Annotated in this window: 11 protein-coding genes and 2 pseudogenes; 10 read left to right on the forward strand and 3 right to left on the reverse strand. The window is 72.7% G+C overall.

Translation table 11 applies throughout. From position 1 onward, the window contains the following. Together EAO77_RS39440 and EAO77_RS08540 are read left to right on the forward strand one after the other, a co-directional pair. A pseudogene (locus tag EAO77_RS39440) lies at window positions 1-189 on the forward strand (hypothetical protein); the annotation flags it as partial. Between the two features lie 270 nt (window positions 190-459). Then, entirely contained in the window at window positions 460-1,719 is a 1,260-nt protein-coding gene (locus EAO77_RS08540; protein ID WP_147987430.1) for a hypothetical protein, read from the forward strand. A 67-nt stretch (window positions 1,720-1,786) separates the two neighbouring features. On the opposite strand, the gene EAO77_RS08545 is transcribed toward EAO77_RS08540, so the two are convergent. Beyond that, complete coding sequence (locus EAO77_RS08545; protein WP_147987431.1) at window positions 1,787-2,773, reverse strand: ATP-binding protein; 987 nt, start codon at window positions 2,771-2,773, stop codon at window positions 1,787-1,789. A gap of 102 nt (window positions 2,774-2,875) precedes the next feature. Here EAO77_RS08545 and EAO77_RS08550 point away from each other — a divergent pair, with 102 nt between their 5' ends. Continuing rightward, window positions 2,876-3,706 (forward strand): oxidoreductase, encoded by an 831-nt coding sequence (locus tag EAO77_RS08550; RefSeq protein WP_147987432.1) that lies wholly within the window; start codon window positions 2,876-2,878, stop codon window positions 3,704-3,706. A 314-nt stretch (window positions 3,707-4,020) separates the two neighbouring features. Here EAO77_RS08550 and EAO77_RS08555 read toward each other — a convergent pair whose 3' ends face one another. Further along, window positions 4,021-4,902 carry an HAD family hydrolase gene (locus tag EAO77_RS08555; protein WP_187283157.1) on the reverse strand — a complete coding sequence of 294 codons (882 nt, stop codon included), beginning with the start codon at window positions 4,900-4,902 and terminating at the stop codon, window positions 4,021-4,023. Between the two features lie 497 nt (window positions 4,903-5,399). Between EAO77_RS08555 and ssd the strand changes: the two genes are divergently transcribed. The 7 genes and pseudogenes from ssd to EAO77_RS08590 all read left to right on the forward strand — a co-directional run. Then, a complete protein-coding gene (gene ssd, locus EAO77_RS08560) occupies window positions 5,400-6,503 on the forward strand; it encodes a septum site-determining protein Ssd (protein ID WP_147987434.1) in 1,104 nt (367 codons plus the stop codon). Continuing rightward, entirely contained in the window at window positions 6,500-7,648 is a 1,149-nt protein-coding gene (locus tag EAO77_RS08565; RefSeq protein WP_147987435.1) for a TadA family conjugal transfer-associated ATPase, read from the forward strand. Before ssd ends, EAO77_RS08565 begins: the two co-directional genes overlap by 4 nt. After that, a complete protein-coding gene (locus EAO77_RS08570; protein WP_187283158.1) occupies window positions 7,609-8,493 on the forward strand; it encodes a type II secretion system F family protein in 885 nt (294 codons plus the stop codon). Before EAO77_RS08565 ends, EAO77_RS08570 begins: the two co-directional genes overlap by 40 nt. Continuing rightward, the gene (locus tag EAO77_RS08575; protein WP_147987437.1) at window positions 8,490-9,281 is read left to right on the forward strand and encodes a type II secretion system F family protein; all 792 of its coding nucleotides are present in this window, start codon (window positions 8,490-8,492) and stop codon (window positions 9,279-9,281) included. The genes EAO77_RS08570 and EAO77_RS08575 overlap by 4 nt, the downstream gene beginning before the upstream one ends. An 86-nt stretch (window positions 9,282-9,367) precedes the next feature. Next, window positions 9,368-9,610 carry a DUF4244 domain-containing protein gene (locus EAO77_RS08580; protein WP_147987438.1) on the forward strand — a complete coding sequence of 81 codons (243 nt, stop codon included), beginning with the start codon at window positions 9,368-9,370 and terminating at the stop codon, window positions 9,608-9,610. Then, window positions 9,597-10,037 carry a TadE family type IV pilus minor pilin gene (locus tag EAO77_RS08585; RefSeq protein ID WP_147987439.1) on the forward strand — a complete coding sequence of 147 codons (441 nt, stop codon included), beginning with the start codon at window positions 9,597-9,599 and terminating at the stop codon, window positions 10,035-10,037. Before EAO77_RS08580 ends, EAO77_RS08585 begins: the two co-directional genes overlap by 14 nt. Further along, a pseudogene (locus tag EAO77_RS08590) lies at window positions 10,034-10,366 on the forward strand (Rv3654c family TadE-like protein); the annotation flags it as partial. The gene EAO77_RS08585 and the pseudogene EAO77_RS08590, both read left to right, overlap by 4 nt. 411 nt (window positions 10,367-10,777) lie before the next feature. Here EAO77_RS08590 and EAO77_RS08595 read toward each other — a convergent pair. Further along, a complete protein-coding gene (locus EAO77_RS08595) occupies window positions 10,778-13,270 on the reverse strand; it encodes a DEAD/DEAH box helicase (RefSeq protein ID WP_147987440.1) in 2,493 nt (830 codons plus the stop codon). Window positions 13,271-13,322: the final 52 nt, after the last annotated feature.

Below are 13,322 nucleotides of genomic sequence, written 5' to 3' on the forward strand. Positions count from 1 at the left end.
CCTGATTCCCCCCTGATTCCCCTCGCCGCCCTCGCCGCGCTCGTCGCCGTCGTCGGTGTCCAGATGGTCAACATCACGCGTGTGCGCACCATCCGGCGGAACCGCGAGATGCTCGTCTACGCCGTGACCGTGACGGCCGTCGTCCTCACCGGAGTCCTCGAAGGGGTGCTCATCGGGATCGCGGTCGCGGAATGTGGGGGTCGCGGCCGTGGGGCACGGCGTGGCATGGCGGGATGCTCGAATCGCACGAGCGCTCAACGTTAAGTAAATGGATCGTAATGCAGAGTAAAGACTCAGGCATGATTTTCAGGGCAAATGGGGCAGGCAATCACTCGATGTAGTGATTAGTCATTTCATATCGGCCCGTCGCTCTCCCTCTTTCCCCGCCGCGGTGCGACCGTGTCGGCTCTCCATTCCGCAGTCGGAAAGTCGTATCGGCATATGAAAGAGGGTGGACGGATGCTCGCCGCCACACGAAGGACCGTTGCCGTGGGCGCGGTCGCCACGGCCCTGGTCGCGGGACTTGCCGGGTGCACCGCCTCGGGCGACGCGCGCTCCGGCGGCGCCGGAGCCGGCAAGGAAGGTGTCGCGGCCCCCAAGAGTGCCGTCCGCCTCATCGGCGACGGCTCCACCGCTTTCACCGGGGCACAGCCCAATCTGCTGAAGCCCCAGCGGCTGAAGCCCGGCGAGAAGCCTCCGCAGTTCGTCGTCTTCTCGTGGGACGGCGCGGGCGAGGACAGCCAGAAGCTCTTCTCGCACTTCCGTGACGTCGGCAGGAAATACGACGCGACGATGACCTACTTCCTCAGCGGCGTCTATCTGCTGCCCGAGGAGAAGCGCGATCTGTACCAGCCGCCCCAGCACGACGCCGGCCGCTCCGACATCGGTTTCAACGATGTCCAGGGAATCAAGGACACCGTGCGGGAACTGCGCGGCGCCTGGCTCGACGGCAACGAGGTCGGCACCCACTTCAACGGCCACTTCTGCGGCAAGGACCGCGGGGTGGGCAACTGGTCGGTCGAGGAGTGGAAGAGCGAGATCCGCCAGGCCAAGTCCTTCGTGAAGAACTGGAAGACGAACGCCGGGCTCTCCTCCGCGGAACCGCTGCCCTTCGACTACGACAAGGAACTCATCGGCGCCCGTACGCCGTGCCTGGAGGGCCAGGAGAACTTCATGCGCGCGGCGAGCACGCTCGGCTTCCGCTACGACACCAGCGGGGTCAACGAGCAGGTCTGGCCCAAGAAGAAGCACGGCCTGTGGGACCTGTCCCTCCAGATGGTGCCCGTCCCCGGCCGCGCCTTCGAGACGCTGTCCATGGACTACAACTTCATGGTCAACCAGTCGGTCACCTCGCAGGGCGATCCGTCCATGCACGCCTTCTGGGGCAACCAGATGCGTGACGGGCTGTTGAAGGCCTTCGACCGCGCCTACAAGGGCAATCGCGCCCCCCTCGTCATCGGCAACCACTTCGAGTCCTGGAACGGCGGGACGTACATGGAGGCCATCGAGGAGACCATTGCCACGGTCTGTGTGAAGAGCGACGTGAAGTGTGTGTCGTTCCGTCAGCTCGTGGACTGGCTGGACGCGCAGGACCCGCTGGTCCTCCAGAAGATGCGCGAACTCGGCGTGGGCCAGGCGCCCGCGGGTGGCTGGAGCGGCTTCCTCGGAACGCCGCCCGTCGCGCCCGCGGCGCCCCCCGCGCCGAAGAACGGGCGCTGAGCCGGTTCGGTCCGGCGGACGTCCCGGTGCGGGCGGTCCCGGTTCGCCGGGGCCGCCCGTCGTGGAGTCAGCTCGGCTGGGGCACGGGGGTGCGCTCGCCGAGCACGAAGGAGGGGTCGACCTGGGCGGCGAGGTCCGCACCCGTCCGTTCGTTGCCCCAGCTCTCGGCGTTCCTCAGATGGAAGTGGACCATCTGGCTGGTGTAACGCTCCCAGTCACGATCGGCGTACGAGTCCTCGGCCGCGTCCTGGAGGGCCTGGAGGGCCATGCGGTTGCCGGCCTCCAGTTGATCGAAGCGAGCGGGCCTGCCCTTCTCCATCGTGCGCACCCAGTCGGAGTGGCCCACGGTGACGAGAAGGTCGTCCCCCACCTCCTCCCGGAGGAAATCGACATCGTCCGGCCCCTGCACCTTGTTGCCGACCACCTTCAGCGCCACGCCGAAGTCACGGGCGTACTCCTTGTACTGGCGGTAGACGGAGACCCCCTTGAGCGTGGGTTCGGCGACCAGGAACGTCAGGTCGAACCGGGTGAACATCCCCGAGGCGAACGAGTCCGATCCCGCGGTCATGTCGACGACGACGTACTCCTCGGGGCCGTCGACCAGGTGGTTCAGGCAGAGTTCGACCGCGCCGACCTTGGAGTGGTAGCAGGCGACCCCGAGATCGGACTCGGTGAACGGGCCGGTCGCCATCAGGCGGATCTCGCCGTCGTCGAGGCGGACCGTCCGCGCGCACGCCTCGTACACCGGGTTGTCCTCCTGCACGCGCAGCAGACGGGACCCCTCGCCGGGCGGGGTGGTCTTGATCATGGTGGCGGCCGAGGTGATCCGCGGGTTCGTGCCGCGGAGGTACTCCTTGATCAGCGGCAGATGGGCCCCGAGCGCGGGCAGCCCGGCCGCCGCCGCTTCGTCGAGACCCAGAGCGGCCCCCAGATGCTGATTGATGTCGGCGTCCACCGCGACGACGGGGGCTTCGTTGGCGGCCAGGTGACGGATGAAGAGCGAGGACAGCGTCGTCTTCCCGCTGCCGCCCTTCCCTACGAAAGCGATCTTCATGTTCACCTAGGGTAGCCGCATGGGTGCGTACCGTTGTCAAGGTGAGTGAAGAAGACCACTCCAAGGTGGGGTGCGGGCGCGGTGCGCGTAGCCTCGCTGGTTATGAGTACGAACGCCTCGCCGGCCGATCCGCTCGCCACCCTCGGTGCGCTGCCCGGGGTCGCCGAATCCGTGGACTCCGTGCGCAAGGCCGTGGACCGTGTCTACGGACACCGGGTCATGCGCCGGCGCAGCGGCGAGATCACCTCCGAAGCCGCCCTGCGCGGCGCCCGCGGCTCCGCTGCTCTGTCCGGAGCGGACTGGGCCCTCGAAGAGGTGCGCCGTCGCACCGACTTCAGCGGTGAGCCCGAGGCGCGCACGGTGGGTTCGGCCCTGAGGCTCGCCGCGGAGGCCGGTCAGCTGCTCTCGATCTGGCGCCAGTCACCGCTGCGGGTGCTCGCGCGCCTGCACCTCGTCGCGGCCGGTGGCGCCGCGGACGACGCGTCGGTGGGCCGCCCGCGGCTGACCGGGGAGAAGGTCGACGAGCCGCTGATCGAGGCTCCGCTCCCGGACGCGGACGAGGTCGCGGGAAGACTGGACGGCCTGGCCGGGCTGATCATCGAGGGCAGTTCGGCGCCGGCTCTGGTGTCGGCCGCTGTGGTGCACGGCGAACTGCTGGCGCTGCGGCCCTTCGTGTCGTGCAACGGTCTCATCGCGAGGACGGCCGAGCGGATCGTGCTCATCGGCAGCGGTCTCGACCCGAAGGCCATCTGCCCCGCCGAGGTCGGCCATGCCGAGCAGGGTCGCGCCGCCTATGCGGCGGCGTTCGAGGGGTACCTCTCGGGAACGCCGGAGGGAATGACGGCCTGGATCGCGCATTGCGGCCGGTCCGTCGAGCTCGGTGTCAGGGAGTCGACCGCGGTGTGCGAGGCGCTCCAGCGGGGCGCCGCCTGACCGGTGCCTCAAGTCCGTGAAACGGGTTGCGGCGGTACCTTTCGGTACCGCCGCTGGCATGTCCGCCCAGTTACCAAGCGTCCTCGTTGGTTGCCCATCAGGTCGGGGTCTTTGCCCGTCACCTGGTGCGGCTGGCCCGTAATCGACGGGTCGACGTCGCGTGGGTGCTCGGCTTCCATGCATCGGTCCGTGGGGCCTTCATGCGTGTTAAAGGCGATCCTTTCGGATGTCCTCGGTCTCGCGGGCCGTTGAGTCCTTTGTACTCCTGCGGCAAGGGAAGGGAAACCCCTGCCCGGGGTTCTTTACTTTCAGGTTCAAACGCGGGCGAAGCGGACCGAAGGCGTGGCCGCTGGTGCGGCCGCCGCGAGGCGTGCGGCCCGCGTGGCGCCACGTCGGCGGCTCGCGTACCAGACGAGCCCTGCCGTCGCCGCCGCGGCGCCGAATGCCGCGGCGGCCACCAGGGCAGGCCGAGGCGGCATGGAGAACGCGGGGAGCCGCTGCTTGAGTCGCACCGGTCGGTTGAAGACGAGAACCGGCCAGTCCCGCAGTGCCGCCTCGCGGCGCAGAGCCCGGTCCGGATTGACCGCATGGGGGTGGCCCACCGACGAGAGCATCGGGATGTCCGTCGCCGAGTCGCTGTAGGCGTAGCAGCGGGCGAGGTCGTAGCCCTCGGACTCGGCCAGTTCCCTGACGGCCTCCGCCTTGGTCGGACCGTAGGCGTAGTAAGCGATCTCGCCGGTGAAGCAGCCGTCGTCGCCGACGACCATCCGGGTGGCCACCACGCGGTCCGCCCCGAGCATCTCTCCGATGGGCTCCACCACCTCGGCGCCCGACGTGGAGACGATGACCACGTCCCGGCCGGCCGTGTGGTGCTTCTCGATGAGGGAGGCCGCCTCGTCGTAGATGATCGGGTCGATCAGGTCGTGCAGGGTCTCGGCGACGATCTCCCGCACCTGCTGCACGTTCCAGCCCTTGCAGAGCGTCGACAGGTACTCGCGCATCCGCTCCATCTGGTCGTGATCGGCGCCGCCCGCCAGAAAGACGAACTGGGTATAGGCGGTGCGCAGCGCGGCACGTCGGCTGATCAGCCCGCCCTGGTAGAAGGACTTGCTGAAGGTCAGCGTCGAAGACTTCGCAATGACCGTCTTGTCCAGGTCAAAGAAGGCGGCCGTGCGCGGCAAGGAGTGGTTTTCCACGGGCAGAGCATATGCGCCGCCATTCGGCGTACGCTCGGGCGCGTGGGTTTGCCTGAGAAGGCTCTCGGGTACACCATGGAAGTCACGGATCGTTCGCGACCGTGCTAACCCGGCCCGGCTCCTCCCCCCCCGAGTCGGCCGGAAAGACGACCCCCGCTCTCCCCCCCGGCGGGGGTCGTCGCATGTCCGGAGGGGTTTTCCGCGCCCTGGCAGGCTTCAGACCGCCGGGAGCATCCACCGCGAGACGTTCCGTGCCGCGGAGGGCTCACCCTCAATTTCGTCACTCTCGGTAGTTGTCCTGCTGCTCTCCGGGAGTCGTTCAACGCTCACCGGTTTGGGCTACGGAGATATTCACAGCTGGCTGGTTATCCACAGTTTTTCAGCAAGATCCACACGATTTTCCAGTGCACTCCACCGTGATTCCAGCCGCGAAGTCCGCGGGACGGAGGAATCGCGCACACGCAGTCGTGCGGTGCGCACGGAGAGGGTGGGAGACCGTGGCCGGATCCATCACACCGCAGCGAGGGCAGTCGACCGGGGGGCGTCGTGACGGGCCCCTGATCGTGACCGAGGACGTGGCCCTCCTGGACGACCTGCTGCGCCTGTGCGCGGCGGCCGGCGCGGAGCCGGAGGTGCACCATGCGGTGCCCGAGAGGCGGGACGCCTGGGAGGGCGCGCCACTTATCCTGGTGGGCGACGACGCGGCCCACCGCTGCCGGGGCGTCAGCCGCCGCCGCGGCGTGCTGCTCGTGGGCCGGGACCAGGACGACCCCGATGTCTGGCGGCGCGCCGTGGAGATCGGGGCCGACAGCGTCCTGTGCCTGCCCGACGCCGAGACCTGGCTCGTCGACCGGATCGCCGACGTGGTCGAGGGCGTCGACCGTCCGGCGCTGACCGTCGGCGTGATCGGCGGCAGGGGCGGCGCCGGAGCCTCGACGCTCGCCTGCGCGCTCGCCGTGACCGCGGCCCGGAGCGGCCGGCGCACCATGCTCGTCGACGGGGACCCGTTGGGCGGGGGCCTGGACGTGCTGCTCGGCGGCGAGCACACCGAAGGGCGTCGATGGCCGGATTTCGCCGCCTCCAAGGGTCGGGTCGCCGGTGGAGCGCTGGAGGAGTCACTGCCGCAGCTGCACTCCCTGCGGGTGCTCAGCTGGGACAGGGGCGACGCGGTCGTCGTGCCGCCCGAGGCCATGCGCTCCGTGCTGGCCGCCGCCCGGCGCCGGGGCGGTGTGGTCGTCGTCGACCTGCCGCGCCGCGTCGACGACGGCGTCGCCGAGGCCCTCGCCCAGCTGGACCTGGGGCTGCTCGTGGTCCCCGGGGAACTGCGCGCGGTCGCGGCCGCCAACAGGGTCGCCTCGGCCGTGGGCATGATCCTCACCGATCTGCGCGCGGTGGTGCGCGGGCCGTACGCACCGGGCCTGGACGAGCGCTGGGTCGCCGGCGCGCTCGGACTGCCGCTCGCGGGTGAACTGCCCGTGGAGACAGGGCTGCTCGCGGCCCAGGGAGCGGGGTCGCCACCCGGTGCCGCGGGCCGCAGCCCGCTGGCCCGCTTCTGCGCCGCGTTCTGGGAGAAGGCCTTCGCGGGGGAGGCACGGGCATGAGTGCGGGTCTGCTGGAAGCCGTACGGCAGAAGCTGGCGGAGAGCGGCGCGGAACCGACGCCCGCCCGGGTGGCCGCCGCTCTGCGGGCCCAGGGAAGACTCCTGGGCGACGCCGAAGTGCTGGGCGGCACCGAGGAGTTGCGGGGCGAGCTGGTGGGGGCCGGGCCACTGGAGCCGTTGCTCGCCGACGCCTCCGTCACCGATGTGCTGGTGTCCGCGCCGGACCGGGTGTGGGTGGACCGGGGCGGAGGTCTCGAACTGACCGCCGTGACCTTCCCGGACGCCGCCTCCGTGCGCCGCCTGGCACAGCGGCTCGCGGCGGTCGCCGAGCGCAGGCTCGACGACGCCAGGCCATGGGTCGACGCCAGGCTTCCCGATGGCACGAGGATGCACGCCGTCATCCCGCCGGTGGCGGTCGGCTCCACCTGCCTCTCCCTGCGGGTCGTCAGGCCCCGCGCCTTCTCGCTCGGCGAGCTGGTCCGGGCCGGGACCGTTCCGCCCGGCGGCGACCGGGTCCTGCGTGCCCTGATGAGGGCGAGGCTGTCGTTCCTGATCAGCGGCGGCACGGGGTCGGGCAAGACCACCTTGCTGAGCTGCCTGCTGGGACTCGTGGGGGAACGGGAACGGATCGTCCTGGCCGAGGACTCCGCCGAACTGCGGCCCGACCACCCCCATGTGGTGAGGCTCGAGTCCCGCTCGCCCAACCAGGAGGGCTCGGGGCGGGTGACCCTGCGGGACCTGGTCAGGCAGGCGCTGCGGATGCGCCCCGACCGGCTGGTCGTCGGCGAGGTGCGCGGCGGCGAGGTGACGGACCTCCTCGCGGCGCTGAACACCGGACACGAGGGCGGCTGCGGAACCGTGCACGCCAACACCGCGGCCGACGTCCCCGCCCGGCTGGAAGCCCTGGGAACCGCCGCTGGTCTCGACCGGGCCGCCCTGCACAGCCAGCTCGCCGCCGCGCTGGACGTCGTCGTCCATGTCGCGCGCGACGCCGCCGGGCGGCGCCGGATCGCCGAGATGCACGTGCTGGAGCGGGACGGGAACGGGCTGGTGGTGACGGTGCCCGCCCTTCGGTGGGGCGCCGAGACGTTCATGCCCGGGCCGGGATGGCAGCACCTGCGGGCATTGATGGGGGACGCGCTGTGAAGCCCGGTGAGACGCTGTGCGCCGCCGCGATCTGCGCCGGTGCGGCGGCCTGGCTGCTGACGGCCGGTGGACCGTCGCGCCGTCGGGCCGGGCTCCTCCTCGCCGGCCCCTCGGCGCTGCCCCCGCCGAGACCACTGAGGGAGCGGGCACTCGGCCTGTCGATGCGTCACAAGGAGTGGCTCTGCCTGATTCCCGCCGTGCTCCTCGCCCTGCTGGCGGGCTCGGTGGTGCCCGCCGTCCTCGGAGTGCCGGCGGTACCGCTGGTGCGACGGCGACTGCGTACGCGCAGCCGGGAGCGGGAGCGCAGACGCAGGGCGGACGCGGTGGTGGCCCTGTGCGGTGCGGTCGCGGGAGAACTGCGGGCCGGACTGCAGCCCGGAGCGGCGCTGCGGCTCGGTGCCCGGGCCGCGGACGCCCTCGGCGACGGTGAGGCCGCCGTGCTGGCGGCGGCCAGGTTCGGAGGCGATGTGCCCGAGGCGCTGCGTGCGGCGTCCCGCCAGCCGGGTGCCGAGGGCCTGGCGGGAATGGCCGCCTGCTGGCAGGTGGCCGTCGGCAGCGGAGCCGGGCTCGCCGACGGGCTGGACAGACTGGAGGCGGCACTGCGGTCGCTCGTGGACCAGCAGGAGGAGCTGCGGGCCCAGCTGGCGGGCGCATGGTCGACGGTCGCCCTGCTCGCACTGCTGCCGCTCGCCGGCCTCGGCCTGGGGGCGGCGCTCGGGGCGGACCCGCTGCGGGTCCTGTTCCACACCCCCGCGGGGCTGGCCTGCCTGGCGGTGGGAGGACTGCTGGAGGCCGCGGGCCTGCTGTGGTCCGGACGAATCGTCCGAGCGGGGGAGACGGCATGACCACGGATCTCCTTCAGCGGCTGGCGGCCGTGCTCGCGGGCCTGACGGCGGTGGGCTGCCTCGGCTCGCTGACGGCGCACCGGCGCGCCCGTGCGGTGCGCAAGAGGGTCGGGACGCTTCTGTCCGTCGAACCTGAACAGCGGCGTCGCAGACCCGAGGTGAGCCGCCGGGTCAGGTCATGGGGAGCGCCGTTCGGTGCGGCGCTGATCTGCTGTGTCCTTTTCGGCGGAGTACCGGGGGCGGCCGCTGGCGTGGTGGCGGGTGCGGGAGTCCGGCAGTGGCTCCGCCGGAAGGAGCGGGCGGCCGGCGCCGGGCCCGGGGGCGCGGACGACAGCAACGGTGCCGAGGCGCTCCGCCAACTCCCTCTGGCAGCAGACCTCCTGGCCGCCTGCATCTCCGCGGGCGCGGGACCCCGGGAAGCCGCCGAAGCCGTCGGCGCGTCTCTGGGCGGCCCCGTCGGGGCGCGCCTGACGGGCATGGCCGCGCATCTGCGTCTCGGGCGCGAGCCGGCGGAGGCCTGGGAGTGGTTCGGCAGAACTCCTGGCGCGGCGCCGCTGGCCCGGTGCCTGGAGCGCGCCGACACGACCGGCGCTCCCGCGGCGGAGCCGATGGCACGGCTCGCCGAGAGATACCGGGCGGACCGCGCCCGGAGGGTCACCGCCCGGGGCCGCCGGGCGCAGGTGCTGATCACGGCCCCCGTGGGTCTCTGCTTCCTGCCCGCCTTCCTCGCCGTGGGGGTGGCACCGGTCGTGATCGGTCTCGCCGGAGGCCTGCTCACCGCCGAGTGATCCGCTCCGGCGGGTGCCTCTTCCCACCCTTGCGTGCACCGCTTCCGGTGCACGTGATCGACCACTTCACCCATCAGGAGAACACCATGTGGACAGCGATCCGTCACACCCTGCGCCGTGTGCCCTGCCCCCGCCTCGCGGACGGGCCGCGCGCACGCCTGCTGCCCGCCGCGCTGCGGCAGGACAGGGGCATGACCACGTCCGAGTACGCGATGGGCACCATCGCCGCCTGCGCGTTCGCCGCGGTGCTCTACAAGGTGATCACCAGCGGCGCGGTCTCCACAGCGCTCGAATCGGTGATCGGCAAGGCGCTCGATGCCCAGTTCTGAGGAAGCACCCGAAGGCCCGGCGCGCGGCGGTGACCGCGGCTCGGTCACCGCCGAGGCGGCCGTGGCCCTGCCCGCCCTGGTCGTGTTCGCCCTCGCCCTGGTGTGGGCGCTGATGGCGGCCGCGGCGCAGATCCAGTGCGTGGACGCGGCACGAGCGGGAGCGCGTGCCGCCGCCAGGTCGGAGCCGGAGCAGGCGGCCGTGGCCGCCGCGCGGTCGGCCGCGCCGGCCGGGGCCAGGGTCACCCTGGCCCGGGACGGCGACCTGTGGCGGGTGGACGTCGAGGCGGAGGCGCCCGGGCCGGGGGCGCTCACGCTGACGCTCGGCGCCCGGGCGGCTGCCCTCGCCGAGGACAGCGTCGGACAGGCGGTCGCAGGTGTCGCCGAGCGCGCGGCAGCCGGCCCGCACGAGGAAGGAAGGGCGCCGTGACACGGGACAGGGGCGCTGCCACCGTCTGGGTGGCGTGTGCGAGCAGCGTCCTGTGCGTGGTCTTCGCGGCCGTGCTCGCCATGGGCCAGGCGGTCGTCGCCCGGCACCGGGCGGGCGCCGCGGCCGACCTCGCCGCCCTGGCGGCGGCCGACCGCTCGCTGTGGGGCAGCACCGTCGCCTGCGACACCGCGGGCCGGGTGGCCCGAGCGCAGGGTGCCGAGGTGGTGCGGTGCGCGGTGACGGGCGAGGTCGCCGACGTCACGGCCCGGGTCCGCGTGGGCCCGTACGCGCCCCGGAGCAGGTCGAGAGCGGGCCCGCCCGCTGCCTCCGGTCTCCCCGGGGCCCCGCCCGGGGCGCCCGGCTCGGGGGTGCCGTCACCGGCAGCGTGGTCCGAGCCCGGCCCGTCGGCCTTTGCCGGTCTCCCCAGGTTCCCGCCTGCGCCGCCCGGCTCGAAGGTCCGCCACCGGGGGACGGCCCCCGCTCCCGGCCCGCCGGACGGGGCACGGTGTGCCGCGGGGGCGGACGCGCCCGCAGGGGTGCGAGGGCGTCGCCTGATGTGCCCGGAAGCGCACCCAGGAGGTCCCACAGCGCACCGGGCGGACGGCCCGACCGTCAGGCACGGCGCGCGCCCCCGCCACCGGGAGGCGAACCCCGTGCCATCCCGCCGGCGGGCCGCGCCGTTGCTGCCCTTGTGCGCGCACCGGCTGGCCGCAGGGGCCCGGCAGGCCCGCCGGAGCCGGTCAGGCGGAGGGGGCGCCGTCAGGTGCCCCCGGCGGGGCCGGGGGGCGGGGGGCCCCGCGCAGCAGCTCCGTGAGGAGCCGTACCGCGCCGCGCTTGTGCAGCGGGTCGTTGCCGTTGCCGCACTTGGGGGACTGGATGCAGGAAGGACAGCCCGCGTCGCACTCGCAGGACGCGATGGCCTGGCGGGTGGCGGTGAGCCACTCCTCGGCGGTGTGGAACGCGCGCTCGGCGAAGCCGGCGCCACCCGGATGGCCGTCGTACACGAACACCGTCGGAAGCAGCGTGTCCGGATGCAGGGGGACGGAGACCCCGCCGATGTCCCAGCGGTCGCACGTGGCGAACAGCGGCAGCATGCCGATGGACGCGTGCTCGGCCGCGTGCAGGGCCCCGCCGAGCTGCTCGGGACCCACCCGGGCGGCGTCGAGCTGGTCCTCGGTGACCGTCCACCACACCGCCCGGGTGCGCAGGGTGCGCGGCGGGAGGTCGAGCTTGGTCTCGCCGAGGACCTCGCCCGTGACGACCCTGCGGCGCAGGAAGGAGACGACCTGGTTGGTGACCTCGACGGAGCCGTAGCAGAGCCGCCCCTCCCCCCAGGGGATCTCGGTGTCGGTCTCCAGGACGGAGATGGCGGTGGTGTCCCGCGCCGTGGTCGAGTACGGCGGGGCGGCCTCCTCGACCAGGGCCACGGAGTCCTCCAGGTCGAGCTTCCTCACCAGGTACGTACGGCCCTGATGGAGATGGACCGCGCCGTCGTGCACGGCCGTGTGGGCCGCGCCCTCGTCCACCGTGCCGAGCAGCCGCCCGGTGGCCGCCTCGACGATCTGCACCGGGCGGCCGCCCCCGCCGCGGATGTCGGTCAGATCGGCGGCCCGCTCGCGCCGGGTCCAGTGCCAGCCGGCCGTACGCCGCCGCAGCAGTCCCGCCGTCTCCAGCTGGGGCATGAGCCCGGCGGCCGCGGGGCCGAAGAGTTCGAGGTCGGCCTCGGTGAGGGGCAGTTCGGCGGCCGCCGCGCACAGATGCGGCGCGAGGACGTACGGGTTGTCCGGGTCCAGCACGGTCGACTCCACCGGCCGCTCGAACAGCGCCTCCGGGTGGTGAACGAGGAAGGTGTCCAGCGGGTCGTCCCTGGCGACGAGCACGGCCAGCGCGCCCTGGCCCGAACGGCCCGCGCGTCCTGCCTGCTGCCACAGCGAGGCACGGGTGCCCGGATAACCGGCGATGAGCACGGCGTCCAGCCCGGCGACGTCGACGCCCAGTTCGAGTGCGGTCGTGGCGGCGAGGCCGAGGAGCTCGCCGGAGTGGAGGGCGCGTTCGAGCGCGCGGCGCTCCTCGGGCAGATAGCCGCCCCGGTAGGCCGCGACACGCCGGGGCAGTGAGCGGTCCACCTCGGCGAGGCGCTCCTTGGCGATGAGGGAGATGAGCTCGGCGCCCCTGCGGGAGCGGACGAAGGCGACGCTGCGCACCCCCTGCACGGTCAGATCGGTCAGCAGGTCGGCCGTCTCGGCGGTCGCGGTACGCCGGACGGGTGCGCCCTTCTCCCCGTGGAGCTCGGTCAGCGGCGGCTCCCACAGCGCGAAGACCAGCTCGCCGCGCGGTGAGGCGTCGTCGGACACCTCCTGGACGGGCAGGCCGGTGAGGCGGTGGGCGGAGACCGCGGGGTCGGCCGAGGTGGCGGACGCGAGCAGGAAGACGGGATCCGCCCCGTACCGGGCGCACAGGCGGCGGAGCCGGCGCAGGACCTGGGCGACGTGCGAGCCGAAGACGCCCCGGTAGGTGTGGCATTCGTCGATCACCACGTAGCGCAGCGAGCGGAGGAAGGAGGACCAGCGGGGGTGGGAGGGGAGTATCCCGCGATGGAGCATGTCGGGGTTGGTCAGCACGTAGTTGGCGTACTGCCGCACCCACTCGCGTTCCTCGACGGGGGTGTCCCCGTCGTAGACGGCGGGCCGGACGCGGTTGCCGAGCGGCGCGGCGAGCTCCCGGACGGCGCGCCGCTGGTCGGCGGCCAGGGCCTTGGTGGGGGCCAGGTAGAGGGCCGTGGTGCCGCGGCCGTTCGGGGCCTCGGCGCCGTCGAGGAGGGTGCTGAGGACGGGCACGAGGTAGGACAGGGACTTCCCCGACGCGGTGCCGGTCGCGATCACCACGGATTCGCCGTCCAGAGCGTGCTCCGCGGCGGCCGCCTGGTGGGCCCAGGGGTGGTCGATCCCCGCCGCCTGGACGGCGGCGATCACTTCGGCGCGGATGCGGTCGGGCCAGACGGCATGCCGGCCCGGTCGCGGGGGCAAGTGCTCCGTATGAGTGATGCGCGCAGCCCGGTTCGCCCCTGCGGTGAGCCGGTCGAGGACCGCACCGGGGGAGGGGCGGGTTTCCCTGTTCTGGGGAGGTCGACTGGGACGGAGATTCTTGGCCATCGGCACCGAGTGTGTCACTGGCGTGACGGACAATGGTCCCAAGGCGTCGTGCATGGCTGCTGGTAAGTGATTGAATGCCATCGCGGCTGGCGACCGTCCTCCGGCTCCGTCGGGGAGACCTCAGGGGGCGGCC

Source organism: Streptomyces sp. T39 (assembly GCF_008042045.1).
Taxonomy (GTDB): domain Bacteria; phylum Actinomycetota; class Actinomycetes; order Streptomycetales; family Streptomycetaceae; genus Streptomyces.

What these genes read in the sequence shown, in the direction of transcription:
- EAO77_RS08540 (WP_147987430.1), top strand. Translation starts at nt 460, where the DNA reads ATGCTCGCCGCCACACGAAGGACCGTTGCCGTGGGCGCGGTCGCCACG.
- EAO77_RS08545 (WP_147987431.1), bottom strand. Translation starts at nt 2,773, where the DNA reads ATGAAGATCGCTTTCGTAGGGAAGGGCGGCAGCGGGAAGACGACGCTG.
- EAO77_RS08550 (WP_147987432.1), top strand. Translation starts at nt 2,876, where the DNA reads ATGAGTACGAACGCCTCGCCGGCCGATCCGCTCGCCACCCTCGGTGCG.
- EAO77_RS08565 (WP_147987435.1), top strand. Translation starts at nt 6,500, where the DNA reads ATGAGTGCGGGTCTGCTGGAAGCCGTACGGCAGAAGCTGGCGGAGAGC.
- EAO77_RS08570 (WP_187283158.1), top strand. Translation starts at nt 7,609, where the DNA reads ATGGCAGCACCTGCGGGCATTGATGGGGGACGCGCTGTGAAGCCCGGT.
- EAO77_RS08575 (WP_147987437.1), top strand. Translation starts at nt 8,490, where the DNA reads ATGACCACGGATCTCCTTCAGCGGCTGGCGGCCGTGCTCGCGGGCCTG.
- EAO77_RS08580 (WP_147987438.1), top strand. Translation starts at nt 9,368, where the DNA reads ATGTGGACAGCGATCCGTCACACCCTGCGCCGTGTGCCCTGCCCCCGC.
- EAO77_RS08585 (WP_147987439.1), top strand. Translation starts at nt 9,597, where the DNA reads ATGCCCAGTTCTGAGGAAGCACCCGAAGGCCCGGCGCGCGGCGGTGAC.
- EAO77_RS08595 (WP_147987440.1), bottom strand. Translation starts at nt 13,270, where the DNA reads ATGGCATTCAATCACTTACCAGCAGCCATGCACGACGCCTTGGGACCA.